A 25,398-nucleotide genomic window follows, 5' to 3' on the forward strand; every position below is an offset into this window, starting at 1 on the left:
CGGCAACAGAGTAAATCCCCTGGAGCTTACACAGGTAAGTGACTGGGGTGAACGAAGGAAGCCAACGCACATGCAGCTTGAAATATGACGAGTAGAGCAGGAGTAATCAGATATGAGTTCCCAGACTATCAATACAAAGCGCTGGTTCAGTAAAGAATGGTTATTAGAACAAAAATCACTGATTGCGCTGCTGGTGCTGATTGCTGTGGTTTCGTCACTAAGCCCGAACTTTTTTACCCTTAATAACATGTTTAACATTCTCCAGCAGACTTCCGTCAACGCCATTATGGCCGTTGGGATGACACTGGTTATTCTGACCTCAGGTATTGACCTGTCGGTAGGGTCATTACTGGCGCTGACTGGCGCGGTGGCAGCTTCGATTGTCGGGTTGGAAGTTAATGCACTGGTGGCAGTAGGGGCCGCACTGGCTCTGGGGGCGTTTATCGGCGGCATCACCGGGGTGATTGTCGCTAAGGGTAAAGTGCAGGCCTTTATTGCCACCTTGGTGATGATGCTATTACTGCGTGGTGTCACCATGGTTTATACCAATGGTAGCCCGATAAATACTGGTTTTACTGATGTTGGAGACACTTTTGGTTGGTTCGGTATTGGCCGTCCATTTGGTGTGCCGACCCCTATCTGGTTGATGGCGATTGTCTTTATCGCGGCCTGGTACATGCTGCATCACACACGACTGGGCCGTTATATCTATGCGTTGGGGGGGAATGAATCGGCAACTCGCCTCTCTGGTATCAGTGTTGATAAAGTTAAAATTATTGTTTATTCACTCTGTGGATTGTTAGCGGCATTGGCAGGAATTATCGAAGTTGCTCGCTTATCATCAGCACAACCTACAGCCGGTACCGGTTATGAACTGGATGCAATCGCAGCCGTGGTTCTGGGGGGTACCAGCCTCGCTGGGGGGAAAGGGCGGATTGTCGGCACCCTGATCGGCGCATTAATCCTCGGCTTTTTAAATAACGGTTTGAATTTATTGGGTGTCTCCTCTTACTACCAAATGATCGTCAAAGCAGTGGTTATCCTGCTGGCGGTGCTGGTAGACAATAAAAGCAGCAAATAACCTCTCTCCCTACAGGAATTGCGACCATGAAAATGAAGAAACTGGCTACATTGATCTCTGTTGTTGCATTGAGCGCTACCGTAAGTGCTAACGCGCTGGCAAAAGACACCATTGCGTTGGTTGTTTCCACGCTGAATAACCCGTTCTTTGTTTCAATGAAAGACGGCGCACAAAAAGAAGCGGATAAACTGGGTTACAACCTGGTGATTTTGGATTCTCAAAACAACCCGGCTAAAGAACTGGCTAACGTGCAAGACTTAACGGTGCGCGGCACTAAATTGCTGTTGATCAACCCAACTGACTCCGATGCGGTGGGTAACGCGGTTAAAATGGCCAATCAGGCCAATATTCCCGTCATTACTCTCGACCGTCTGGCTAACGCCGGTACTGTGGTGAGCCATGTGGCCTCTGATAACCGTTTCGGCGGCAAAATGGCTGGCGACTTCATTGCGAAGAAAGTCGGTAGCGATGCTAAAGTGATTCAATTGGAAGGGATTGCTGGCGCATCTGCTGCTCGTGAGCGTGGCGAAGGCTTCAAGCAATCAATGGAAAAAAACAAATTCCAATTGTTGGCTAGCCAGCCTGCAGATTTTGACCGGACAAAAGGTTTGAACGTCATGCAAAACTTGTTGACCGCTCACCCAGATGTTCAGGCAGTCTTTGCTCAGAATGACGAAATGGCGCTGGGTGCACTGCGTGCCTTGCAGACTGCGGGCAAAACTGATGTGCTAGTGGTTGGTTTTGATGGCACTGACGATGGTATTAAAGCTGTCGAGAGTGGCAAAATGGGCGCAACTATTGCTCAACGCCCAGACCAGATTGGTGTTATTGGTGTACAAACCGCAGATAAAGTATTGAAAGGCGAGAAAGTACAGGCCGTCATCCCGGTAGACTTGAAGCTAGTCACCAAATAATAAACTCATTCACTCGTCAGTTGTTATTCAATATACCCAAGGTAATTGGAGTTGCAGGTAGGCCGCAAGTGAATGCTGCTAACCCCCTGCAACTTCAAGTACAAAGGAATAAATACGATGGAAACAGGTAAACTGGTGGTCTTGGGCAGCATCAATGCCGACCATATTCTGAATATTGAGCAGTTTCCACGTCCGGGTGAAACAGTGGTCGGGGAGCAATATAAAGTTGCTTTCGGTGGCAAAGGGGCTAATCAGGCCGTTGCTGCTGGCCGTAGTGGGGCAAATATCGCGTTTATAGCCTGTGTGGGTGAAGATGATATTGGTGATCGGGTGCGCCAGCAGTTAGCCAGCGATAATATTGATACCCAGCCAATCGAAGCTATCGCGGGCAGCACGACCGGTGTAGCGCTGATTTTTGTGAATAGTGAAGGTGAAAACGTTATTGGTATTCATGCCGGTGCAAACTCGGCGGTAACACCTGAATATCTTGGCCGCTACCAGCAGCAGGTTATCGGCGCAGATGCATTATTAATGCAATTGGAATCACCACTTGAGACCGTTATCGCCGCCGCAAAACTGGCGAAACAGCATCAAACTCAGGTTATCCTCAACCCAGCCCCCGCCCGCGAACTGCCCGATGAGCTGTTAACGCTGGTGGATATGATTACCCCAAATGAAACCGAAGCTGAGCGCTTAACCGGTATTCATATTGAGCAAGATGATGACGCAGCGAGAGCCGCGCAAATTTTGCATGATAAAGGTATTGCGACCGTCATTATTACTTTGGGCAGCCGTGGTGTGTGGCTCAGTGAGCGAGGCCAGGGCAAATTGGTTGCTGGGTTCAAAGTGAATGCCGTAGATACTATTGCCGCCGGTGATACATTTAATGGCGCATTACTGACCGCTTTATTGGAAGGCCAATCGATGGACTTAGCGGTTCGTTTTGCTCATGCTGCAGCGGCTATTGCGGTGACGCGCTCTGGCGCACAACCTTCCATTCCATGGCGGGCCGAGATCGACAGTTTCTTACAAGACCGGGTATAACTTTGGCCACCATGAAAGATGTCGCCCGTTTAGCGGGCGTATCAACCTCAACTGTCTCGCATGTTATTAATAAAAACCGCTTTGTTAGCGACCCTATTCGCGACAAAGTGCTGGCTGTCATCAAGCAACTAAACTATGCCCCGTCTGCATTGGCGCGTAGTTTAAAACTCAATGAAACTCGGACTATCGGCATGTTAGTCACCGCCAGTAGCAACCCGTTTTATGCCGAAGTGGTGCGTGGCGTGGAGCGCAGTTGCTATGAGCGCGGCTACAGTTTGATTTTGTGTAATACCGAGGGCGATATTGATCGCATGAGTCGCAGTATTGAAACGTTGATGCAAAAACGTGTCGATGGTTTGCTACTGATGTGCACTGAAAGTCACCGCCCGTCACAAGATATTCTGCGTTGTTATCCTTCCCTCCCAATCATTATGATGGACTGGGCTCCTTTCGAAGGGGTAAATGACGTCATTCAGGATAACTCTTTATTAGGCGGGGAAATGGCAACCTCGTATTTGATTGCCAGAGGATATACTCGCATTGCCTGTATTGCGGGCCCACAAGATAAAACCCCCGCTAAAGAACGTCTGGAAGGATACCGCCAAGCTATGGAACGTGCGGGTCTGCCGGTGCTTTCAGGTTATGAAGTAGCGAGTGATTTTGAATTTGGCGGTGGTTTGGTGGCGATGAAACAGCTACTTGCATTGCCGCAGCCCCCTGAAGCGGTGTTTACCGGTAATGATGCTATGGCGGTTGGGGTTTATCAGGCTTTGCATCAAGCTGGGTTATCAATTCCGCAAGATATGGCAGTCATTGGTTATGATGATATTGAAATTGCACAATATATGACGCCACCATTGACGACTATTCATCAGCCTAAAGATTCCCTCGGCGAACTGGCCATTGATACACTTATTTATAGGCTGAATAACCCGGAAGCGGAACCACAAGTTCTGATTCTCACTCCCGAGCTTATTGAGCGCGGGTCGGTCGCAACCCGCTAAACTTCACTCTCTGCGGGCTGAGTCACTTTTTTCACATTCCGGCCCTGAATTAAGTTATCGCCATCTTTAGGTTTGAGTAATAAGAACACCACGGATGACAGCAATGTCACCGCACCCATGGTAATAAAGGTGTAGTGGAAGTGGTCAATATTATTCCCAACCGACAACCCATCGTAAAACCGCAAGACCACCGCGCTAATAGCAACGCCAAAGCTAATCGCCAGTTGCTGGGTGACCGCCAAAACACTGTTACCCGAGCTGGCATTGTTATCGGTTAAATCAGCCAAAGTAATGGTGTTCATTGCGGTGAATTGTGTCGACATCGCCATACCCAACACAAACAAGGGCAATATCATCATCCAAGGCGACATACCCGGCGATTGAAATGCAAACAAGGCAATCAACACCCCGATAATGGCCGTAACACCGACCAATACCGTGCGATAACCCAAAGAGCGTAAAACTTGAGTCACGGTTGATTTTGCCATCATTGAACCAATGGCAGTGGGTGCCATCATGCAACCGGCAATAATAGCGGAATAGCCAAATCCAACCTGCAACATCAGTGGCATTAGGAAAGGAACACAGCCCGTCCCTAAACGCGAGGCCACGTTACCGGCAATCCCAACGGAGAAAGTTCGGGTTTTAAACAGCGGCAAACCAATCAATGGATTTGGATGGCCTTTGGCATGGAATATATAGAAGAGCAGCATCAATAAGCCGGCCAACAGGACAGTGGCGGGCAAATAGCGGGCAATATCGGGGCGCCCCATGATTTCCAGACTCACAGATATCAAGACTAAGCTGCTACCGAACAGCAGGAAGCCGATGATATCGAAGGCGCGTTTGGGCATGGTGAAGTCCGGCATATATTTACGGGCATAAAAGATGCCCAACAAGCCGATAGGAATATTAAGAATAAAAATCCAATGCCATGTGGCGTAGGTCACCAGTAATCCACCTAATAACGGCCCCATGACTGGGCCAATTAATCCCGGAATGGTCACGAAGTTTAATACTGGTAATAACTCACTGCGCGGATAAGCCCGGATAAGTGCCAATCTGGCGACGGGCATCATCATTGCGCCACCCACCCCTTGAATAACACGAGAAGCCACCAAAAATGGCAAAGAGCCGGAAAGTGCGCACAGTAATGACCCCAGCGTAAATAATGAAACGGCCAAAATGAAAACTCGCCGAGTTCCGAAGCGATCCGCCAGCCAACCACTCACCGGAATCAACATTGCCACTGTCAGGGTATAGCTGATAATGGCCGACTGCATTGTGAGTGGCGATCGGTTAAGGCTTTCCGCGATTGAAGGGAGTGCCGTATTCAGTATGGTGGCATCCAAAGCCTGCATAAAGAAAGCCATGGCGGCTATCCAAGGGAGGCCCGCCATGCTGCGCGCAGATTTTATCATTGTCCGTCCTGATTCTATTGGGTAGGTATGAGAACCCACTCTTTCTATATATAGATATAAACAACATTTGGCCGTTAGTCTTTCTCTTTTAATAAAACCTGACAAGCGACTAACGCACCCAGGCTATCACCGGCCAGAATTGTATCGACAATATTTTGATGGTGTTGCAGCTTAATCACTTCATCGCCGGTAATCGAACGAAAATAACTGTGATAAACCGAGCTGAACAAATTAGCGAAAGACGTCAAAAATGGATTACCGCTGGCTTCATAAATGAGTTGATGAAACTGGGCATCCACTTGAATCCATCTCTCACGATTAAAATGGGCATGCAGCTCTCGCATTTCTGTCATCAACGATGCTAACAGGGCTTTCTGTCTTTCGCTGGCATTGATAGCAGCCAGAGAACAGGCTTGAGGTTCGAGTGACCGCCTTAATATAAGGAAGTGTTGCATAACTTGATTGAAATTTTCTTTGGTCATCCACCAGGTCAGTAATTCTTGGTCAAGGAAGTTCCAATTAGTTTGCGGCATAACTCGGGTGCCGATACGCGGGCGTGGTAATAACATCCCTTTTGCGGCGAGCATCTTTACAGCTTCACGGACTGCGGTACGGCTAACACCAAATTGCTCCCCCAACTCTATCTCGCCAGGCAATATACTGCTCGCTTCATATTCCCCAGCAAGAATACGCTGGCCAATTTTTTCAGCTAGCAGATACGAAAGATTGCGCTGGGCGGCCTGCTGTTGGGTATTTAGTTGCATGGTGTTTTGTCCTATTTGTCTTCTTATACTTCTATTTTACTCTACTGTTTAACTCGGGTACTGAATGTTTAGCTTAATAATTGTTTAAAATCTGGCCTTTTGCCCCATTTTTGTTGAAAAAAAACACGGTTGAAAAGTTTTTTCAAATTAGGGGTTGCAGGCTGTCAGGAACTCCCTATAATGCGCCTCCACTGACCGGGAACAACGAAACACACTTCGCCAGGTCAGGAAGAGAAAAGAATGATTTTGACTTCGAAAGAAAACAAATAAATCCTTGACTCTTCAGCGGGAAAGCGTATTATCTGCCTCCCGCGTTACCGTAAGATTCGCCGAAAGGCAAACGGGTAACGAACGCTCTTTAACAATTTATCAGACAATCTGTGTGGGCACTCGCAAGACGATATCGAAGCCTGTTTCGGCAGGCAGAAGAAATATCAAAGTCTTGAAGAGTGACCAAAGCAGTACACATTTGAACTTCGGTTCGAATGCATATTTGCAGAAAGTAATCTTTGAGCATCGCTATGTTAACTCATAGCAAATCAAACAAATCTTAAATTGAAGAGTTTGATCATGGCTCAGATTGAACGCTGGCGGCAGGCCTAACACATGCAAGTCGAGCGGCAGCGGGAAGTAGTTTACTACTTTGCCGGCGAGCGGCGGACGGGTGAGTAATGTCTGGGAAACTGCCTGATGGAGGGGGATAACTACTGGAAACGGTAGCTAATACCGCATGACCTCGCAAGAGCAAAGTGGGGGACCTTCGGGCCTCACGCCATCGGATGTGCCCAGATGGGATTAGCTAGTAGGTGGGGTAATGGCTCACCTAGGCGACGATCCCTAGCTGGTCTGAGAGGATGACCAGCCACACTGGAACTGAGACACGGTCCAGACTCCTACGGGAGGCAGCAGTGGGGAATATTGCACAATGGGCGCAAGCCTGATGCAGCCATGCCGCGTGTGTGAAGAAGGCCTTCGGGTTGTAAAGCACTTTCAGCGAGGAGGAAGGGTTCAGTGTTAATAGCACTGAGCATTGACGTTACTCGCAGAAGAAGCACCGGCTAACTCCGTGCCAGCAGCCGCGGTAATACGGAGGGTGCAAGCGTTAATCGGAATTACTGGGCGTAAAGCGCACGCAGGCGGTTTGTTAAGTCAGATGTGAAATCCCCGCGCTTAACGTGGGAACTGCATTTGAAACTGGCAAGCTAGAGTCTTGTAGAGGGGGGTAGAATTCCAGGTGTAGCGGTGAAATGCGTAGAGATCTGGAGGAATACCGGTGGCGAAGGCGGCCCCCTGGACAAAGACTGACGCTCAGGTGCGAAAGCGTGGGGAGCAAACAGGATTAGATACCCTGGTAGTCCACGCTGTAAACGATGTCGACTTGGAGGTTGTGCCCTTGAGGCGTGGCTTCCGGAGCTAACGCGTTAAGTCGACCGCCTGGGGAGTACGGCCGCAAGGTTAAAACTCAAATGAATTGACGGGGGCCCGCACAAGCGGTGGAGCATGTGGTTTAATTCGATGCAACGCGAAGAACCTTACCTACTCTTGACATCCACAGAACTTAGCAGAGATGCTTCGGTGCCTTCGGGAACTGTGAGACAGGTGCTGCATGGCTGTCGTCAGCTCGTGTTGTGAAATGTTGGGTTAAGTCCCGCAACGAGCGCAACCCTTATCCTTTGTTGCCAGCACGTAATGGTGGGAACTCAAGGGAGACTGCCGGTGACAAACCGGAGGAAGGTGGGGATGACGTCAAGTCATCATGGCCCTTACGAGTAGGGCTACACACGTGCTACAATGGCAGATACAAAGTGAAGCGAACTCGCGAGAGCAAGCGGACCACATAAAGTCTGTCGTAGTCCGGATTGGAGTCTGCAACTCGACTCCATGAAGTCGGAATCGCTAGTAATCGTAGATCAGAATGCTACGGTGAATACGTTCCCGGGCCTTGTACACACCGCCCGTCACACCATGGGAGTGGGTTGCAAAAGAAGTAGGTAGCTTAACCTTCGGGAGGGCGCTTACCACTTTGTGATTCATGACTGGGGTGAAGTCGTAACAAGGTAACCGTAGGGGAACCTGCGGTTGGATCACCTCCTTACCTAACGATACGCATTGCGCAGTGTCCACACAGATTGTCTGATAAATGTCAATGAGCAAGAGCACCTGTTGATGAGGGTGATGACTTGTGTTGTAAAACCTCGATATTGAGATTTCACTGCATCAGTCGTTCGAGTGTGTCACCACATTCTCACCTTTACACAAAAATACTGAATCTGTGATTTAGTAGAAATTTTTGTGTCCCCATCGTCTAGAGGCCTAGGACACTGCCCTTTCACGGCTGTAACAGGGGTTCGAATCCCCTTGGGGACGCCATTCCGATAATGTGTGAAAGACATTATCACCTGAATATCTTAAAGATGACTTTAACGAGTCGTGTTTAAGATATTGCTCTTTAACAATCTGGAACAAGCTGAAAATTGAAACAATACAGCTGAAACTTATCTCTCCGTAGATGTACTGAGGTAAGGATTAACCTGTATTAGAGTCTCTCAAATAATCGCAATGCCAATGTGTTTATCATTGTTGCAGTGTGAGCGAGAAGATACTCAGCAAGGCGTACAGCGCACAGCAACCGGAGTGAACGCTATGTTCATGAGGATTGCGCGCACTGCACAACAACGCAGAGTGTGTTCGTAGCCACACCAATAAAGAAGAAACACCTTCGGGTTGTGAGGTTAAGCGACTAAGCGTACACGGTGGATGCCTAGGCAGTCAGAGGCGATGAAGGGCGTGCTAATCTGCGAAAAGCGTCGGTAAGGTGATATGAACCGTTATAACCGACGATACCCGAATGGGGAAACCCAGTGCAATTCGTTGCACTATTGCATGGTGAATACATAGCCATGCAAGGCGAACCGGGGGAACTGAAACATCTAAGTACCCCGAGGAAAAGAAATCAACCGAGATTCCCCCAGTAGCGGCGAGCGAACGGGGAGGAGCCCAGAGTCTGAATCAGTTTGTGTGTTAGTGGAAGCGTCTGGAAAGTCGCAGGGTACAGGGTGATACTCCCGTACACAAAAACACACTTGCTGTGAACTCGATGAGTAGGGCGGGACACGTGACATCCTGTCTGAATATGGGGGGACCATCCTCCAAGGCTAAATACTCCTGACTGACCGATAGTGAACCAGTACCGTGAGGGAAAGGCGAAAAGAACCCCGGCGAGGGGAGTGAAATAGAACCTGAAACCGTGTACGTACAAGCAGTGGGAGCCTACTTTGTTGGGTGACTGCGTACCTTTTGTATAATGGGTCAGCGACTTATATTTTGTAGCAAGGTTAACCGAATAGGGGAGCCGTAGGGAAACCGAGTCTTAACTGGGCGTCTAGTTGCAAGGTATAGACCCGAAACCCGGTGATCTAGCCATGGGCAGGTTGAAGGTTGGGTAACACTAACTGGAGGACCGAACCGACTAATGTTGAAAAATTAGCGGATGACTTGTGGCTGGGGGTGAAAGGCCAATCAAACCGGGAGATAGCTGGTTCTCCCCGAAAGCTATTTAGGTAGCGCCTCGTGAACTCATCTTCGGGGGTAGAGCACTGTTTCGGCTAGGGGGCCATCCCGGCTTACCAAACCGATGCAAACTCCGAATACCGAAGAATGTTATCACGGGAGACACACGGCGGGTGCTAACGTCCGTCGTGAAGAGGGAAACAACCCAGACCGCCAGCTAAGGTCCCAAAGTCATGGTTAAGTGGGAAACGATGTGGGAAGGCATAGACAGCCAGGATGTTGGCTTAGAAGCAGCCATCATTTAAAGAAAGCGTAATAGCTCACTGGTCGAGTCGGCCTGCGCGGAAGATGTAACGGGGCTAAACCATGCACCGAAGCTGCGGCAGCGACGCTTAGGCGTTGTTGGGTAGGGGAGCGTTCTGTAAGCCGTTGAAGGTGACCTGTGAGGGTTGCTGGAGGTATCAGAAGTGCGAATGCTGACATAAGTAACGATAATGCGGGTGAAAAACCCGCACGCCGGAAGACCAAGGGTTCCTGTCCAACGTTAATCGGGGCAGGGTGAGTCGACCCCTAAGGCGAGGCTGAAAAGCGTAGTCGATGGGAAACAGGTTAATATTCCTGTACTTGGTGTTACTGCGAAGGGGGGACGGAGAAGGCTAGGCTAGCCGGGCGACGGTTGTCCCGGTTTAAGCATGTAGGCGGAGTGACTTGGTAAATCCGGTTGCTTATCAACGCTGAGGTGTGATGACGAGTCACTACGGTGATGAAGTAGTTGATGCCAAGCTTCCAGGAAAAGCCTCTAAGCATCAGGTAACATTAAATCGTACCCCAAACCGACACAGGTGGTCAGGTAGAGAATACTCAGGCGCTTGAGAGAACTCGGGTGAAGGAACTAGGCAAAATGGTGCCGTAACTTCGGGAGAAGGCACGCTGGCATTAGGTAAAGGGACTTGCTCCCGGAGCTGAAGCCAGTCGCAGATACCAGCTGGCTGCAACTGTTTAATAAAAACACAGCACTGTGCAAACACGAAAGTGGACGTATACGGTGTGACGCCTGCCCGGTGCTGGAAGGTTAATTGATGGGGTCAGCCGCAAGGCGAAGCTCTTGATCGAAGCCCCAGTAAACGGCGGCCGTAACTATAACGGTCCTAAGGTAGCGAAATTCCTTGTCGGGTAAGTTCCGACCTGCACGAATGGCGTAATGATGGCCAGGCTGTCTCCACCCGAGACTCAGTGAAATTGAACTCGCTGTGAAGATGCAGTGTACCCGCGGCAAGACGGAAAGACCCCGTGAACCTTTACTATAGCTTGACACTGAACATTGAGCCTTGATGTGTAGGATAGGTGGGAGGCATTGAAGTGTGGACGCCAGTCTGCATGGAGCCAACCTTGAAATACCACCCTTTAATGTTTGATGTTCTAACTCGGCCCCGTGATCCGGGGTGAGGACAGTGTCTGGTGGGTAGTTTGACTGGGGCGGTCTCCTCCCAAAGAGTAACGGAGGAGCACGAAGGTTAGCTAATCACGGTCGGACATCGTGAGGTTAGTGCAAAGGCATAAGCTAGCTTGACTGCGAGAGTGACGGCTCGAGCAGGTACGAAAGTAGGTCTTAGTGATCCGGTGGTTCTGAATGGAAGGGCCATCGCTCAACGGATAAAAGGTACTCCGGGGATAACAGGCTGATACCGCCCAAGAGTTCATATCGACGGCGGTGTTTGGCACCTCGATGTCGGCTCATCACATCCTGGGGCTGAAGTAGGTCCCAAGGGTATGGCTGTTCGCCATTTAAAGTGGTACGCGAGCTGGGTTTAGAACGTCGTGAGACAGTTCGGTCCCTATCTGCCGTGGGCGTTGGAAGATTGAGAGGGGCTGCTCCTAGTACGAGAGGACCGGAGTGGACGAATCACTGGTGTTCGGGTTGTCATGCCAATGGCATTGCCCGGTAGCTAAATTCGGAAGAGATAACCGCTGAAAGCATCTAAGCGGGAAACTTGCCTCGAGATGAGTCTTCCCTGGGGCTTTAAGCCCCCTGAAGGAACGTTAAAGACTATGACGTTGATAGGCTGGGTGTGTAAGTGCAGCGATGCATTGAGCTAACCAGTACTAATGATCCGTGAGGCTTAACCTTACAACACCAAAGGTGTTTTGTATTTGAGAGATTGATTGATATTTTCAGCGAAGTTCCGAGATTGGGCTGACTGGCGAGGTAGAGATACTGAGCGGGTTAGTTTAGACAGAATTTGCCTGGCGGCCATAGCGCGGTGGACCCACCTGACTCCATGCCGAACTCAGAAGTGAAACGCCGTAGCGCCGATGGTAGTGTGGGGTCTCCCCATGCGAGAGTAGGACACTGCCAGGCATCAAATAAAGCCGAGACCCCATGCCAAAAGCGTGGGGTTTTTGCTATGTGAAGAATATAAAAACTGCAGAAATAGGTTTTTACATGGAATTTAGCGTGGGTTTTATATTTGAAGCGCCGAATAGATGAGAAGGCTACCCTGCGGGTGGCCTTTTTGCGTTTAGTTCGGATGAAAATTAATATAAGTAATAGTGCTGATTAAGCACTTTCCTCCGTCATTCTGGTTTTCTCTAACCAGCTACAAATAAAGTCTGCAATCTGTTCTGGTTGATTAATATCCAGTTGTACGACATCAGTAGCAATCGGCTTATCACTTGCTAAAGCGATAACATATTCATCAATTAAGTTTGAGAATGGTTTGCCCACGGCTTCTCTATATAGAGCGATTTTATTGATGGGCTCATGTTTAAAACCTTCAACCAAGATTAAATCGATAGTGGAGGTATCTAATCTGCTGGCAAGATAGTGCAGATCCAACGGTTTTTGTTCCGGTGTTTCTGTCATTAATGCCCAGCGGCAATCACTGGCAACTAACGTCTGGTTGGCGCCAGCCTTGCGTAATTCATAACTATCCTTACCTGGCGTATCAATTTCCATATTATGATGTGTATGTTTGATCAAACCCACTCGGATTTGGCGCTGTTGTAATAAAGGAATTAGGCTTTTGAGTAATGTTGTTTTTCCTGTACCACTGTATGCGGCAATCCCTAATAGTGGCGATATTTTTCGGCTCATAACTCCCCTCTTTTACTTTGTTCCCATAAATCGCAGTCGGTGGGGGTATTCAGGTTACTGAATTGGTCTCCTTGCCCTTTGAATATTACCGATTGAGCATTAACACTCTCCATAAATATCATTAGCTTGCGATCGCCTTTTGCTAAATATTCCGCAAGCAGTGATTTCAGGCTAACATGTATTAGCGCTAATGTCGGGTGTGGTCGCTCGCCATCGTGAACATAAGCCGCCAGTGCTTGCTGTTTTCCTTGCCAAAGTTGAGACACTAAATTGCTTGGAAGCGCTGGAACGTCACAAGGAGCAAATACCACCCATTCCGTAGCTGAATAGCTCAATCCTGTATGCATACCCGCCAATGGCCCTACAAAGCCAGTAATGATATCGTTAATGACAGGAATTCCACTTTGTTGGTAGATCTCTTGATTACGATTTGAATTAATAAGTAGATCGTTAACCTGAGGTTTTAATCTATCAATGACATGTTGAAACAACGGCTTATTGTGAAGAAGAATAAGTCCTTTATCATTCCCCCCCATTCGGGAAGAACGGCCTCCTGCAAGAATAACACCTGTAATATTGGGCTGCATTTCTACCACTCCGCTACATTCAACTGACAGACGAATTGTATCTTTAAATAGCATGGCGGGTCAGGATTTACTTTTATTGACAATAGGCTCTCTTTCCCTGTGTGAATATCCCTGCTACTTTGTCTGCATATTTTTGAATAGGATAAATTTGCTATGAAATGTCATCGTGTTAATGAACTGATTGAGCTTTTACATCCAGCCTGGCAGCAAGAGCCCGATTTAAATCTGGTGCAGTTTTTACAAAAACTATCAGATGAGGCCGGTTTTGAAGGTGGGCTTTCAGAGCTCACGGACGATATTCTTATTTATCATCTAAAAATGCGAGGATCAGCATCAACGGAAGTGATTCCTGGTCTGAAAAAAGATTACGAAGAAGACTTTAAGACTGCCATATTGCGTGCTCGTGGCATCATTAAAGATTAGTCATACTCCTGTCTGCGGAGATAGGGGCTTTGATGATACTATTTATTATTCTCAGCACGCCGCTGTCACTTATAAAGACTGAATGTTGTTATGAACAGCTCTGCTTTTAATTTTCAGACCTTGTCTCCTGACTTGATTATGGATGCCCTTGAAGGGGTAGGACTACGGGTGGATTCAGGGCTAACCGCGCTTAACAGCTACGAGAACCGCGTTTATCAGTTTATGGATGAAGATCGTAAACGGTACGTGGTGAAGTTTTATCGTCCTGAGCGCTGGAGCAGTGAGCAAATCATAGAGGAGCATCAGTTCTCGCTGGATTTGGCTGAAGCGGAAATCCCGGTGATAGCCCCATTGCAGCTAAACGGGCGCACCTTGCATACTCACGGTGGCTTTTTCTTTACTGTTTTTCCGAGTGTTGGCGGGCGGCAGTATGAAATAGATAATCTTGACCAATTAGAATGGGTTGGGCGTTATTTAGGCCGAATTCATCAGGTGGGTAGTGACACTCTTTTTGTTGCTCGTTCAACGATAGGTATTGAGGAGTATCTAACCGAACCGCGTCAGTTACTGGCCAGTAGTGAATTAGTGCCAGCAAAGCAGCGGGATAGATTTCTGGCGGCAACTGACCTGCTGATTAGCACCATCAAGCAGTATTGGCATACTGATTGGCGGCCATTGCGGTTACATGGCGATTGTCACCCAGGGAATATTTTGTGGCGTGATGGGCCGATGTTTGTTGATTTGGATGATGCCCGAAATGGCCCTGCGGTTCAGGATCTTTGGATGTTGTTACACGGTGAACGTAGTGAGCAATTAATCCAACTGGATATTTTGCTTGAAGCCTATAGTGAGTTTGCTGATTTTGATCAGCGTGAGCTTGCACTCATTGAACCGTTACGCGCGATGCGGATGGTTTATTACCTTGCATGGGTCGCCAGGCGTTGGCAAGACCCGGCATTTCCTAAAAGTTTTCCGTGGATGGCGGAGTCTGATTTCTGGTTACAACAGACTGCTTCATTTACGGAACAGGTTAAGCTGTTGCAGGCACCCCCTTTGCAGCTGATGCCAATGTACTAAAGCTAAGATAATGGAGATTGTTATAGTATGAAAAATGTATGGTTAGCACTTGTTGGCATGCTGATGGCATTCAGTGCATCGGCAGCACAATTTACTGATGGCACCCAGTATCAAACGTTAAACAAACCATTAACCGGTGAGCCTCAAGTTTTAGAGTTTTTCTCTTTCTATTGCCCGCACTGCTACCAGTTTGAAGAGGTTTATCATGTTCCTCAGGCAGTCAAAAAAGCATTGCCAGAAGGGACTAAAATGACCCGTTACCATGTTGATTTCCTCGGCCCATTGGGCAAGGAACTGACTCAAGCATGGGCTGTCGCTATGGCGTTGGGTGTTGAGGACAAAGTTACTCCATTGATGTTTGAAGGTGTACAGAAAACACAAACTGTACAAACACCTGGTGACATCCGTAATGTATTCATCAAAGCAGGAGTGAGTGGTGAAGACTATGACGCCGCATTAAACAGCTTTGTGGTTAAATCACTGGTTGTTCAGCAGCAAAAAGCCGCTGAAGATTTGCAATTACGTGGTGTGCCAGCAATGTTTGTTAATGGCAAATATATGATTAAGAACGATGGTATGGATACCAGCTCAATGGATATCTATGTTAAACAGTATGCGGATGTTGTTAAGTTCCTGCTGACTCAAAAGTAATCGTATAAAAAAGGGGGCTGAATTTTATTAGCCCCTTTTTCACTCACCTAATATTTGTACCCTTCAAGTTTTTCTACCTCTGCTATGAAAATGTCCCATTATCTAATGTGATAGTTATGCGACTGAGTGTTGGCCTTATTTATTCTGATGTTTTTTTGGGTTAACTCATCTATTTTAATGATAGGTTATAGCTCATATTCAGGGTGCAAAAAACAGAAAATGAGTTTACATCGTGTAATAAAAAAACGGTGTCGATAAATTTCCCATAAGTAAAATTTACTGACCTTATGATGGTAACTGAATAACTAATATCCACAATTTAGATAAATAAATCGTGACAGTGAAGTAAAAAAATAATAACTATAACTTACTGATTTTTATAACCTAAAATAATAAACTAAAAAAAACAGATCGAAAAATATAACCTGATCATGCTTTTATTCACAAACTTATCCACAAGTTAGATCTTTAAGATCACAATGTAAAAATGCTCTCTTTCGCACAAGAATAGACGCTAAGATTCGTCTCTTGCTGCCAGCTATGGCATTCTTAGCATCAGACCTTGCTGAATAAAGATGAAGAAACTCTATGGCCCAGATTGCAGAAAACCCATTGATCCTCGTTGACGGTTCCTCTTACCTCTATCGTGCTTACCATGCTTTCCCGCCACTGACCAACGGCAGCGGTGAGCCAACGGGCGCGATGTATGGCGTGTTGAACATGTTGCGCAGTCTGTTGCTGCAATATCGTCCAAGCCATGTAGCCGTCGTTTTTGATGCTAAAGGTAAAACATTCCGCGATGAGCTTTTCGCAGAATATAAGTCTCACCGACCCCCTATGCCGGATGATTTACGCGCTCAAATTGAGCCACTTCACCAAATGGTTAAGGCGATGGGGCTACCTTTATTGGTCGTCTCTGGCGTTGAGGCTGACGATGTTATTGGCACTTTGGCACAAGAAGCTGAAAAAGCAGGTCATGCTGTATTAATTAGTACTGGTGATAAAGATATGGCGCAATTAGTTACGCCGAATATCACTCTCATCAATACAATGAATAACGCTATTTTAGGGCCACAGGAAGTGTGCGAAAAATATGGCGTTCCCCCTGAGCTGATTATTGATTTTCTCGCCCTGATGGGGGATTCCTCAGATAATATTCCCGGAGTGCCGGGCGTTGGTGAGAAAACTGCACAGGCTTTATTACAAGGTCTGGGTGGGTTGGATGCGCTATTCAGTAATTTGGATAAAATATCCTCGCTAACATTCCGTGGTGCGAAAACGATGTCAGCTAAATTGGAGCAGAATAAAGATGTTGCTTATCTCTCCTATAAATTAGCCACGATTAAAACGGATGTTGAACTGGATGTGACTTGTGATGAGCTGAAAGTCACTGCGCCAGATGATGATCAGTTATATCAATTATTCAGCCGCTATGAATTTAAGCGCTGGCTGGCGGATGTCGAAGCAGGAAAATGGCTAGACGGTAAAAAAGACCGGCCAACAGCGCAGAGCAGCAATAAAGTTTTCGTGGCAGCAGAATCATCCCCTGCGGTTGAAGTTACCGCAGTGCTCTCGCAAGAAAATTATCAAACCATCTTGGATGAGAAGTCTTTAAGCGACTGGATTGAACGGCTTAAAAACGCGGAGGTTTTTGCTTTTGATACTGAAACTGACGGCCTTGATACCCTTAGCAGTAATTTAATTGGTTTTTCTTTTGCCGTGGCACCGGGTGAGGCGGCTTATTTGCCTGTAGCTCATGATTATCTGGATGCCCCTACCCAGCTGGATAGAAATTGGGTTCTGGCTCAGCTTAAACCCTTGCTGGAAGATGAAAAGGCCCTGAAAGTCGGGCAGAATCTTAAGTTTGACCAAAGCATGTTGGCGCGTTATGACATTGAGCTGCGTGGTATTGCTTTCGATACTATGCTGGAATCTTATGTTTTAGACAGTGTTGCTGGCCGACATGATATGGATAGCTTGGCGGAGCGCTATCTCAATCATAAGACCATTACCTTTGAAGAGATTGCCGGCAAAGGCAAAAATCAACTTACTTTCAACCAAATTGCGTTAGAGCAAGCTGGGCCTTATGCGGCAGAAGATGCAGATGTCACCTTACAGTTGCATTTAGTGTTGTGGCCTAAACTACAACAAAGTGAGGGGCTAAAGCGGGTATTCCAAGAAATTGAGATGCCGCTGCTACCAATATTGTCCCGTATTGAGCGGACTGGTGTATTGATTGACCAGAATATATTGGCAGCACACTCCAAAGAGCTGACTATTCGTCTTGATGAGTTGGAAAAACAAGCTCATGAATTGGCTGAAGAGCCTTTCAATCTCGCCTCACCTAAGCAGCTACAGGCCATTTTGTATGAAAAACAAAAATTGCCTATCTTGAAGAAAACACCTGGAGGCGCAGCTTCAACCAACGAAGAGGTGCTGGCTGAGTTGGCGCTGGATTACCCTCTGCCGAAAGTGATTCTTGAGTATCGTGGCTTGGCGAAGCTGAAAAGTACTTATACCGATAAATTGCCGTTGATGATTAACCCGATTTCTGGGCGAGTTCATACTTCTTATCATCAGGCTGTCACGGCGACTGGGCGTTTATCTTCCCGTGATCCTAACCTGCAAAACATTCCGGTGCGAAATGAAGAAGGGCGTCGTATACGTCAGGCTTTTATTGCGCCCAAAGGTTACCGCATCATGGCGGCGGACTACTCACAGATTGAGTTGCGCATCATGGCCCATTTGTCGCAAGACCAAGGGTTGTTGACTGCATTTGCTGCCGGGAAGGATATCCACCGCGCGACGGCGGCTGAAGTCTTTGGTTTGCCATTGGAAAAAGTGACAAACGACCAACGCCGTAGTGCTAAAGCCATTAACTTTGGCTTGATTTATGGCATGAGCGCATTTGGTTTAGCGCGGCAACTGAATATTCCTCGTGGGGAAGCACAGCGCTATATGGATCTCTATTTTGAGCGCTACCCTGGTGTGTTGGAATATATGGAACGCACGCGCAAGCAGGCCGCTGAGCAAGGTTATGTCACGACCTTGGATGGTCGTCGTCTCTATCTACCTGATATTCATTCACGCAATGCTACGCGCCGTAAGGCAGCTGAACGTGAAGCTATCAATGCGCCGATGCAAGGCACTGCCGCTGATATTATTAAGCGCGCAATGATTGCAGTCGATGCCTGGTTACAGCAAGAACCTGAGCCTTTGGTGCGGGTCATCATGCAGGTACACGATGAATTGGTGTTTGAGGTGCATGAAAGTGTATTAGAAAGCGCTGAGCAGAAAATTCGTGAGTTGATGGAACAGAGTATGCAACTGGCGGTGCCATTAAAAGTGGATGTTGGTGTGGGTGATAACTGGGATCAAGCGCACTAACTATTTATCTATGAAGGCAACCTATGCGGGTAAGTGGTGATAAATAAAGCATTTTATGTAATTAAGCTACATTTGTGGGCGATAATGCGGGGATGATGCAAGCTGAATCGTGCCAATTTGTGTAACTATACAACAAAAAATTCTTTTGCCCTGCGAAAAAATGATGTAGAGTTACAGACGTAGGGTACAGAGGTAAGATGTTCTATCTTTCAGACCTTTTACTTCACGTAATCGGATTTGGCTGTATATTAGCCGCCCCAGTCATTTATTGGCTGGGGCGTTTTTTATTGGGTCTTTGTCAGAAAATAGGCAGGCCATTGACGGATAGGAAAGGGCTGTTGGTGGGTTTTTATTAGAGAAATTTGCAGTGAAGATTCGAGAGCAGGGCATTATCCCCTGAAGTAACAGCCCTTACGGGCTGCTTTTACAATCAATTATTCGCCTTCGTCGTCAATCATCACTTCCGGCGGGATCTCGCTGAACCACGTATCCAGTTTTTCGCGTAATTTATCGACACCAATCTTTTTCAATGATGAGAAAGCTTCAACCTGAATATCACCCATAAATGGAATGATGGCTTCCCGCACCATGTTCAGTTGGGCTTTGCGAGCGCCAGATGCCAGTTTATCTGCTTTGGTCAGCAACAACATCACTGGGGTACCGACGGCGACAGCCCAGGTAATCATCTGTTGGTCTAAATCTTTCAACGGATGGCGAATATCCATCAAAACAACCAACCCTTTCAGGCAGTTACGCTTCTGTAAGTATTCGCCCAGTGCGCGTTGCCACTTGAGTTTCATCTCTTCCGGAACTTCGGCATAACCATACCCCGGCAAGTCGACCAGACGGATACCATCAACCACTTCAAATAAGTTAATCAGTTGAGTTCGGCCGGGTGTTTTACTGGTTCGAGCCAGGCTTTTCTGGTTGGTCAACGTATTGAGAGCGCTTGATTTTCCTGCATTTGAGCGGCCAGCGAATGCCACCTCAATACCTTCATCACGTGGCAGATGGCGAATATCCGGAGCACTGATGACGAAGTGAGTCATGTGATAGTTATAATTTCTGATAGTCAAAATTTGTCGTCTCCGTGAGAGATAGCTTACATGGAGCGATTATAACTGCATCGGGCCAAAAAAAGGGGGTTTATCTTTTATCCCCTTTCGACTTGGGGTTGAAGTGGCTTCATGACGCACCCTATTTATTTTTTCTGATGAAATAACAGTTTTGTGAGTGGGTGGTCATTGTAGGGGCAATTAATTGCTTATCATTGAATGATTGTTAAGAAAAATTTTATTAAAACTAGGCTACAATTATTAGCGGTTAATTTTTTTTATCATTATTTTATGAATAAAAACAAATAACTGGTTTTGTTTTGAACAGTGCGGGATGTGCTGGCAAGGAGCATAAACACTCAGGGAGAGTGGCCTATGCTTAAGAAATGTAATGGATATACTGTGAGCCAGGGATGATCAGGGACACAGGCCGGAGCGCCAGGTGAGTCGCCTTCAGGGTTGGAGGGATGGCAAGGAGAGCGAATTGCAGGAGGGAGAAACCGGGACGTTATGTAAGTGCAGGGAATGCGCTGTAAGGATATCCTTCCGCAGAAGGTGCGAAAAAAGGCGACAGGTTAATCTGCCGCCTTTTTTCTTTCTCTTCTTTCTGCTAGATTCCGCCCAATCCTATACCGAATAAATTTCAAGATGCAGCAAAGCGGCAAGTGAGGGCATCTGCAACTTGAAAGGTGACGGGTATATACTTAATCCGATCCCATACTCATTTAAGAGCACAGGTTATGAAACAACCCAATAAAGCACCACGCGCTGACCGTGCGGCCCCGAAAGGCACCGCAACGCCAAAGCGTCATAAAAAGACCCGTGTAGAGCTTGATATTGAAGCCCGCGAGCGTAAACGTCAGAAAAGACACAGCGGCAATCGCTCTGGTGCGAGAACCAATGTCGAGGGCAGCAATAAGAAAGGCCAAACCGAGACTCAAGAGAAAGATCCACGTATTGGCAGCAAAGTGCCTGTGCCTCTGGTGGTGGACAGTAAGATAAAAGCTAAGCCAACCACTAAGCCAGTGGCAAAAGTCGAAGCTAAGCCACGTCTGACGCCGGAAGAAGAGCTGACTAAGCTGGAAAATGATGAGCGTCTGGATACATTGCTGGATAGACTCGATAACGACGAAGTATTGAGCAAAGAAGACCAGGCTTATGTTGACCTGACGTTGGACCGTATTGATGCCCTGATGGAGCAACTGGGTATTGAACTGGGCGACGACGAAGAAGAAGAGAAAGAAGAAAAGCCGGAAGACATTCTAAAATTACTGAAGAGCGGTAACCCAAAAGACGTATTTTAAACTATGAAGTGGGTGATCCCAATAATAGCCCTACTACTTACATGTTATCTATTGTGGTTATTGGGTAAACTATGGCGGCTGTCGCAACGAAGAAAGCGGTTGCGCAGCGCTACTGCGGCCAGACAACGAAAACATCTGCCCCCTAATCGGCCCGGTAAGCGAAAATATCGGAAGGAATGAACATGTCTGAAAACGCCATAGTTTGGGATCTGTCCCTGATTCAAAAATATAATTATTCAGGGCCGCGCTATACCTCGTACCCTACAGCCCTTGAATTTAGTGAAGATTATCATGAATCTGCTTTTCAGCAGGCGGTGAAACGTTACCCACAGCGGCCTTTGTCGCTGTATGTGCATATCCCGTTTTGTCATAAACTTTGCTACTTCTGTGGCTGTAATAAGCTGGTGACGCGCCAGCAGCATAAAGCTGATGAATATCTGGCGGTCTTGGAAAAAGAGATCCGCCAGCGCGCCGCGTTGTTTGCCGGGCGTCAGGTTAGCCAAATGCACTGGGGCGGTGGGACACCCACTTATCTGAATAAAACACAAATCAGTCATTTGATGAATCTATTGCGTGAAAACTTTGATTTTCTGCCCGGGGCTGAGCAGTCAATTGAAGTCGATCCGCGTGAAATTGAGCTCGATGTGCTCGATCACCTGCGTGCTGAGGGGTTTAACCGCCTGAGCATGGGGGTACAGGATTTCAATAAAGAAGTTCAACGGCTGGTTAATCGTGAGCAAGATGAAGACTTTATCTTCGCACTGATTGCTCGCGCTAAAGCCCTCGGTTTTAACTCAACCAACATTGATTTGATTTATGGTTTGCCAAAGCAGACGCCAGAAAGCTTTGCGTTTACCCTCAAGCGGGTGGCTGAACTTAGCCCCGACCGCCTGAGTGTTTTCAATTATGCCCATCTGCCAAGCCTGTTTGCTGCACAGCGCAAAATCAAAGATGCTGATTTGCCCACAGCCGAACAACGGCTGGATATTCTGCAGCATACCATCAGTTTTTTAACCGAATCTGGCTATCAGTTTATCGGGATGGATCACTTCGCCCGGCCAGATGATGAGTTAGCGATTGCCCAGCGGGAAGGGAAATTACATCGTAATTTCCAAGGTTATACCACCCAAGGTGAGAGTGATTTGCTCGGGTTAGGGGTTTCTGCCATCAGTATGCTAGGTGACAGTTACGCGCAAAACGAAAAAGATTTGAAGACTTATTATGCCGTTGTCGAACAACGAGGCAATGCATTGTGGCGTGGCCTGACCATGACTGAAGATGATTGCTTGCGCCGTGACGTGATTAAAACGCTGATTTGTAATTTCCAAATCAGTTATCAGCCAATTGAACAGCATTATGGTATTCGTTTCGCGGATTATTTTGCCGAAGATTTTGAGCTATTGGCCCCCTTTGAACAAGACGGGCTGGTGGAGCGGGATGATGATGGCATTCGTGTGACACCGCGTGGGCGCTTACTCATTCGAAATATCTGTATGTGCTTTGATATCTATTTACGCAAACAAGCGCGTCGGCAACAGTTCTCCCGAGTGATCTAATGATGTCACCCTCAGTGATGAGGGTGACTTTCAAATAAAATTCACTCCATTCCCAACTCTTTCAACTTACGCGTTAAGGTATTGCGGCCCCAGCCCAACAGGCGTGCAGCTTCTTGTTTATGCCCTTGAGTGTGACGGAGTGCCGTGGTTAACAATGTGCGCTCCATTTCTGGCTGCGCTTCTGACAACAAATCCTGATGACCAGAACGTAATGCGCGATCCGCCCATTGTGCCAACAGTGTCGCCCAACTGTCCGGTGTGCGTTGACCAGAAATATCCGGGGTACTGCTTTCAAACAGCTCGGAAGGTAAATCTTGCACCAGTACTTCTTGCCCAGCCGCCATCACCGTCAGCCAACGACAGGTATTTTCCAGTTGGCGAACGTTACCCTGCCAGGGGAGGCGAGTTAGCGCGACTTCAGTTTCAGGATGCAGAATCTTGGCTTCCACCCCTAACTCTTTAGCGGCCACTTGCAAGAAGTAGCGTGCCAGGCGCGGAATATCCTCACGACGCTCACGCAGTGGCGGTAAATGCACTCGAATGACATTCAGACGATGGAATAAATCCTCACGGAATTTCCCTTCCTGAACCCGCAGCTCGAGATTTTGATGGGTTGCGGCAATGATGCGAACATCCACTTTGACTGGCGCGTAACCGCCAACTCGATAAAACTGGCCATCAGCCAAAACTCGCAATAGGCGAGTTTGCACATCGAGTGGCATATCACCAATTTCATCTAAAAACAGTGTGCCGCCATCGGCTTGTTCAAAACGGCCCTGACGCACCTGATTGGCACCGGTAAAGGCCCCTTTTTCGTGGCCGAACAGCTCGGACTCAATTAAGTCTTTCGGAATCGCCGCCATATTCAGCGCGATGAAAGGTGCTTTAGCCCGTGGACTATGGCGATGTAGTGCATGGGCCACTAACTCTTTGCCCGTACCCGATTCGCCGTTAATCAGCACGCTGATAGAGGAGCGAGATAACCGCCCAATGATGCGGAAAACGTCCTGCATCGCCGGTGCTTCACCAATGATATCGGCGGTTGGGCCACTTGCAGGCTGGCTACGGGGCGGTTGTTGCTGTTCTTGATAATGGCTAATCGCCCGTTCAACCAGCGCGACAGCCTCATCAATATCAAAGGGTTTGGGCAGGTAATCAAAGGCCCCTTGCTGATAGGCGCTGACTGCCGCATCTAAATCAGAATGTGCCGTCATTATGATGACCGGGAGCATCGGGTGGCGCTGTTTAATCTGTTTCAGCAGTGCCAATCCATCCATACCGGGCATACGAATATCCGATAACAACACATCCGGAGTTTGTGTTGCCAATGCATCCAACACCTGATTACCGGAATCAAATGTTACACAGTTCAGACCCGCTCCAGTCAGTGCGCGTTCAAGCACCCAGCGGATGGAGCTATCGTCATCGACGATCCAGACTATCCCTCGTTGCATAGAAACCTCACTGGCGAATAGGCAGGTAAACCGAAAATTCGGTGTGTCCCGGCCAACTGTTAAATTCAATTTTACCCGAATGTTGGTCAATTAGACTGCGGGCAATTGATAGGCCAAGACCCGTTCCTCCCTCGCGACCACTGACCATCGGGTAGAAGACGGTATCTTGTAATTGCGTTGGTACTCCAGGGCCATCATCTTCAATATCAATTCGCGCGGCCAAACGGTAGCGCACACCATGCAGTGTTATCTGAAATGCGGTGCGAGTGCGCAGTGTAATGGTGCCGCCAGCTTCACCTAAAGCTTGTAATGCATTGCGGGTGATATTCAGTAGCACTTGTTCAATTTGGTCGGGATCATGCGCCAACTCCGGCAAACTGGGGTCATAGTCACGGATTAACATCACGTTATCCGGCTTTTCCAGAGAGACAAGTTGGCAAACCCGTTCAGCAACCTGATGAATGCTTTGTGTTACATGTTGACCGGGCCGTTGAGGGCCTAATAAGCGGTCAACCAAATTGCGTAAGCGGTCTGCTTGCTCAATGATGACTTTGGTATATTCCAGCAACGCCGGATCGGGCAGGGCTTTTGATAATAATTGTGCCGCACCGCGTAAGCCACCCAGCGGGTTTTTAATCTCGTGTGCCAACCCACGAACCAAATCACGGGCAGCGATTTGTTGCGCATGCTGTAGCTGTTCTTGGCTCAGCCGACGTTGGTTATCCATCGGTGCCATTTCCAGCAATATAAAACCTTCCGGTAATGACTGTGCGGTCAGCGATAAAATATGCGCACGGCCATCAACCACTAATGTCACTTCATTATCGGTAAAACCTTGCCCCGTATGGAGACTTTCCCGCATCAAATCGATATTGAGGGAAAAATAACCTAATAAATCGGGTAAAGGTGTACCAAAAAGTTTACGGGAGCTTTGCGCCAGCAGTTGCTGGGCGGCGGGATTGGCATAATGGATAGCCAAATCATCATCTAATAGCAGAATACTATTAATGAGAGAATTAAGGATCTGCCCAGCATCGGGCAGCGTGCCTGTTGCCATTACGCAGACTCCTAA

At 47.7% G+C, this 25,398-nt stretch carries 17 protein-coding genes, 1 tRNA gene, 3 rRNA genes and 1 pseudogene; 15 read left to right on the top strand and 7 right to left on the bottom strand.

Features of this window, described 5'->3' with window-relative positions:
* Positions 1-112 precede the first annotated feature (112 nt).
* The 4 genes from rbsC (at position 113) to rbsR (ending at position 4,043) form a co-directional block, all read left to right on the top strand.
* On the top strand, positions 113-1,081 hold the full coding sequence (gene rbsC / locus DX162_RS06955; RefSeq protein ID WP_004393072.1) for a ribose ABC transporter permease: 969 nt from the start codon (positions 113-115) through the stop codon (positions 1,079-1,081).
* Positions 1,082-1,107: 26 nt separating this feature from the next.
* Entirely contained in the window at positions 1,108-1,995 is an 888-nt protein-coding gene (gene rbsB, locus DX162_RS06960) for a ribose ABC transporter substrate-binding protein RbsB (protein ID WP_004393074.1), read from the top strand.
* Between the two features lie 117 nt (positions 1,996-2,112).
* Positions 2,113-3,039, top strand: a complete 927-nt coding sequence (gene rbsK, locus DX162_RS06965) for a ribokinase (RefSeq protein WP_004393075.1) — start codon at positions 2,113-2,115, stop codon at positions 3,037-3,039.
* A gap of 2 nt (positions 3,040-3,041) precedes the next feature.
* Positions 3,042-4,043 carry a ribose operon transcriptional repressor RbsR gene (rbsR, locus tag DX162_RS06970; RefSeq protein ID WP_032821108.1) on the top strand — a complete coding sequence of 334 codons (1,002 nt, stop codon included), beginning with the start codon at positions 3,042-3,044 and terminating at the stop codon, positions 4,041-4,043.
* Here the strand turns inward: rbsR and mdtD are convergent.
* Together mdtD and DX162_RS06980 are read right to left on the bottom strand one after the other, a co-directional pair.
* Positions 4,040-5,464 (bottom strand): multidrug transporter subunit MdtD, encoded by a 1,425-nt coding sequence (mdtD, locus tag DX162_RS06975; RefSeq protein ID WP_004393076.1) that lies wholly within the window; start codon positions 5,462-5,464, stop codon positions 4,040-4,042. The genes rbsR and mdtD overlap by 4 nt on opposite strands.
* A gap of 74 nt (positions 5,465-5,538) precedes the next feature.
* A complete protein-coding gene (locus DX162_RS06980; RefSeq protein WP_004393077.1) occupies positions 5,539-6,228 on the bottom strand; it encodes a FadR/GntR family transcriptional regulator in 690 nt (229 codons plus the stop codon).
* Between the two features lie 552 nt (positions 6,229-6,780).
* Between DX162_RS06980 and DX162_RS06990 the strand changes: the two genes are divergently transcribed.
* The 4 genes from DX162_RS06990 to rrf all read left to right on the top strand — a co-directional run bounded on the left by DX162_RS06990 (position 6,781) and on the right by rrf (position 12,097).
* Positions 6,781-8,323 (top strand): 16S ribosomal RNA (locus DX162_RS06990).
* A gap of 199 nt (positions 8,324-8,522) precedes the next feature.
* Positions 8,523-8,598: transfer RNA gene (locus tag DX162_RS06995), tRNA-Glu, on the top strand.
* Between the two features lie 360 nt (positions 8,599-8,958).
* A 23S ribosomal RNA gene (locus tag DX162_RS07000) occupies positions 8,959-11,866 on the top strand.
* A gap of 115 nt (positions 11,867-11,981) precedes the next feature.
* A 5S ribosomal RNA gene (rrf, locus tag DX162_RS07005) occupies positions 11,982-12,097 on the top strand.
* Together the 16S, 23S and 5S rRNA genes with 1 tRNA gene alongside form the textbook arrangement of a ribosomal RNA operon.
* Positions 12,098-12,295: 198 nt before the next feature.
* Here rrf and mobB read toward each other — a convergent pair.
* Together mobB and mobA are read right to left on the bottom strand one after the other, a co-directional pair.
* On the bottom strand, positions 12,296-12,832 hold the full coding sequence (mobB, locus tag DX162_RS07010) for a molybdopterin-guanine dinucleotide biosynthesis protein MobB (RefSeq protein WP_032820612.1): 537 nt from the start codon (positions 12,830-12,832) through the stop codon (positions 12,296-12,298).
* Entirely contained in the window at positions 12,829-13,419 is a 591-nt protein-coding gene (gene mobA / locus DX162_RS07015; RefSeq protein WP_172460427.1) for a molybdenum cofactor guanylyltransferase MobA, read from the bottom strand. Before mobA ends, mobB begins: the two co-directional genes overlap by 4 nt.
* Before the next feature lie 153 nt (positions 13,420-13,572).
* Between mobA and DX162_RS07020 the strand changes: the two genes are divergently transcribed.
* The 5 genes and pseudogenes from DX162_RS07020 to spfP form a co-directional block, all read left to right on the top strand.
* Positions 13,573-13,842, top strand: coding sequence for a YihD family protein (locus tag DX162_RS07020; protein ID WP_004392038.1), 270 nt, complete (start codon positions 13,573-13,575; stop codon positions 13,840-13,842).
* Between the two features lie 90 nt (positions 13,843-13,932).
* On the top strand, positions 13,933-14,919 hold the full coding sequence (locus DX162_RS07025) for a serine/threonine protein kinase (protein ID WP_004392039.1): 987 nt from the start codon (positions 13,933-13,935) through the stop codon (positions 14,917-14,919).
* A 27-nt stretch (positions 14,920-14,946) separates the two neighbouring features.
* Positions 14,947-15,570 carry a thiol:disulfide interchange protein DsbA gene (gene dsbA / locus DX162_RS07030; RefSeq protein WP_032820613.1) on the top strand — a complete coding sequence of 208 codons (624 nt, stop codon included), beginning with the start codon at positions 14,947-14,949 and terminating at the stop codon, positions 15,568-15,570.
* Between the two features lie 588 nt (positions 15,571-16,158).
* On the top strand, positions 16,159-18,957 hold the full coding sequence (gene polA / locus DX162_RS07035) for a DNA polymerase I (RefSeq protein ID WP_004392042.1): 2,799 nt from the start codon (positions 16,159-16,161) through the stop codon (positions 18,955-18,957).
* Positions 18,958-19,154: 197 nt separating this feature from the next.
* A pseudogene (gene spfP / locus DX162_RS23025) lies at positions 19,155-19,199 on the top strand (small protein SpfP); the annotation flags it as partial.
* Between the two features lie 192 nt (positions 19,200-19,391).
* Here spfP and yihA read toward each other — a convergent pair.
* Complete coding sequence (gene yihA / locus DX162_RS07040; RefSeq protein ID WP_032820615.1) at positions 19,392-20,033, bottom strand: ribosome biogenesis GTP-binding protein YihA/YsxC; 642 nt, start codon at positions 20,031-20,033, stop codon at positions 19,392-19,394.
* Positions 20,034-20,752: 719 nt separating this feature from the next.
* Here yihA and yihI point away from each other — a divergent pair.
* The gene (gene yihI / locus DX162_RS07050; protein ID WP_004392044.1) at positions 20,753-21,316 is read left to right on the top strand and encodes a Der GTPase-activating protein YihI; all 564 of its coding nucleotides are present in this window, start codon (positions 20,753-20,755) and stop codon (positions 21,314-21,316) included.
* A gap of 182 nt (positions 21,317-21,498) precedes the next feature.
* Positions 21,499-22,872, top strand: coding sequence for an oxygen-independent coproporphyrinogen III oxidase (gene hemN, locus DX162_RS07060; protein ID WP_032820616.1), 1,374 nt, complete (start codon positions 21,499-21,501; stop codon positions 22,870-22,872).
* 41 nt (positions 22,873-22,913) lie between these two features.
* Here hemN and glnG read toward each other — a convergent pair whose 3' ends face one another.
* Both glnG and glnL read right to left on the bottom strand, forming a co-directional pair.
* Positions 22,914-24,326, bottom strand: coding sequence for a nitrogen regulation protein NR(I) (gene glnG, locus DX162_RS07065; RefSeq protein WP_004392046.1), 1,413 nt, complete (start codon positions 24,324-24,326; stop codon positions 22,914-22,916).
* Between the two features lie 7 nt (positions 24,327-24,333).
* Positions 24,334-25,383: a nitrogen regulation protein NR(II) gene (glnL, locus tag DX162_RS07070; protein WP_032820617.1), complete on the bottom strand. Its 1,050-nt coding sequence runs from the start codon at positions 25,381-25,383 to the stop codon at positions 24,334-24,336.
* Positions 25,384-25,398 lie beyond the last annotated feature (15 nt).

Origin of the sequence: Yersinia kristensenii (assembly GCF_900460525.1) — a bacterium.
GTDB classification, from domain to species: Bacteria; Pseudomonadota; Gammaproteobacteria; order Enterobacterales; family Enterobacteriaceae; genus Yersinia; species Yersinia kristensenii.

What these genes read in the sequence shown, in the direction of transcription:
- glnL (WP_032820617.1), bottom strand. Translation starts at nt 25,383, where the DNA reads ATGGCAACAGGCACGCTGCCCGATGCTGGGCAGATCCTTAATTCTCTC.
- glnG (WP_004392046.1), bottom strand. Translation starts at nt 24,326, where the DNA reads ATGCAACGAGGGATAGTCTGGATCGTCGATGACGATAGCTCCATCCGC.
- rbsK (WP_004393075.1), top strand. Translation starts at nt 2,113, where the DNA reads ATGGAAACAGGTAAACTGGTGGTCTTGGGCAGCATCAATGCCGACCAT.
- mobA (WP_172460427.1), bottom strand. Translation starts at nt 13,419, where the DNA reads ATGCAGCCCAATATTACAGGTGTTATTCTTGCAGGAGGCCGTTCTTCC.
- mobB (WP_032820612.1), bottom strand. Translation starts at nt 12,832, where the DNA reads ATGAGCCGAAAAATATCGCCACTATTAGGGATTGCCGCATACAGTGGT.
- DX162_RS07020 (WP_004392038.1), top strand. Translation starts at nt 13,573, where the DNA reads ATGAAATGTCATCGTGTTAATGAACTGATTGAGCTTTTACATCCAGCC.
- yihI (WP_004392044.1), top strand. Translation starts at nt 20,753, where the DNA reads ATGAAACAACCCAATAAAGCACCACGCGCTGACCGTGCGGCCCCGAAA.
- hemN (WP_032820616.1), top strand. Translation starts at nt 21,499, where the DNA reads ATGTCTGAAAACGCCATAGTTTGGGATCTGTCCCTGATTCAAAAATAT.
- dsbA (WP_032820613.1), top strand. Translation starts at nt 14,947, where the DNA reads ATGAAAAATGTATGGTTAGCACTTGTTGGCATGCTGATGGCATTCAGT.
- polA (WP_004392042.1), top strand. Translation starts at nt 16,159, where the DNA reads ATGGCCCAGATTGCAGAAAACCCATTGATCCTCGTTGACGGTTCCTCT.
- rbsC (WP_004393072.1), top strand. Translation starts at nt 113, where the DNA reads ATGAGTTCCCAGACTATCAATACAAAGCGCTGGTTCAGTAAAGAATGG.
- DX162_RS06980 (WP_004393077.1), bottom strand. Translation starts at nt 6,228, where the DNA reads ATGCAACTAAATACCCAACAGCAGGCCGCCCAGCGCAATCTTTCGTAT.
- DX162_RS07025 (WP_004392039.1), top strand. Translation starts at nt 13,933, where the DNA reads ATGAACAGCTCTGCTTTTAATTTTCAGACCTTGTCTCCTGACTTGATT.
- mdtD (WP_004393076.1), bottom strand. Translation starts at nt 5,464, where the DNA reads ATGATAAAATCTGCGCGCAGCATGGCGGGCCTCCCTTGGATAGCCGCC.
- rbsB (WP_004393074.1), top strand. Translation starts at nt 1,108, where the DNA reads ATGAAAATGAAGAAACTGGCTACATTGATCTCTGTTGTTGCATTGAGC.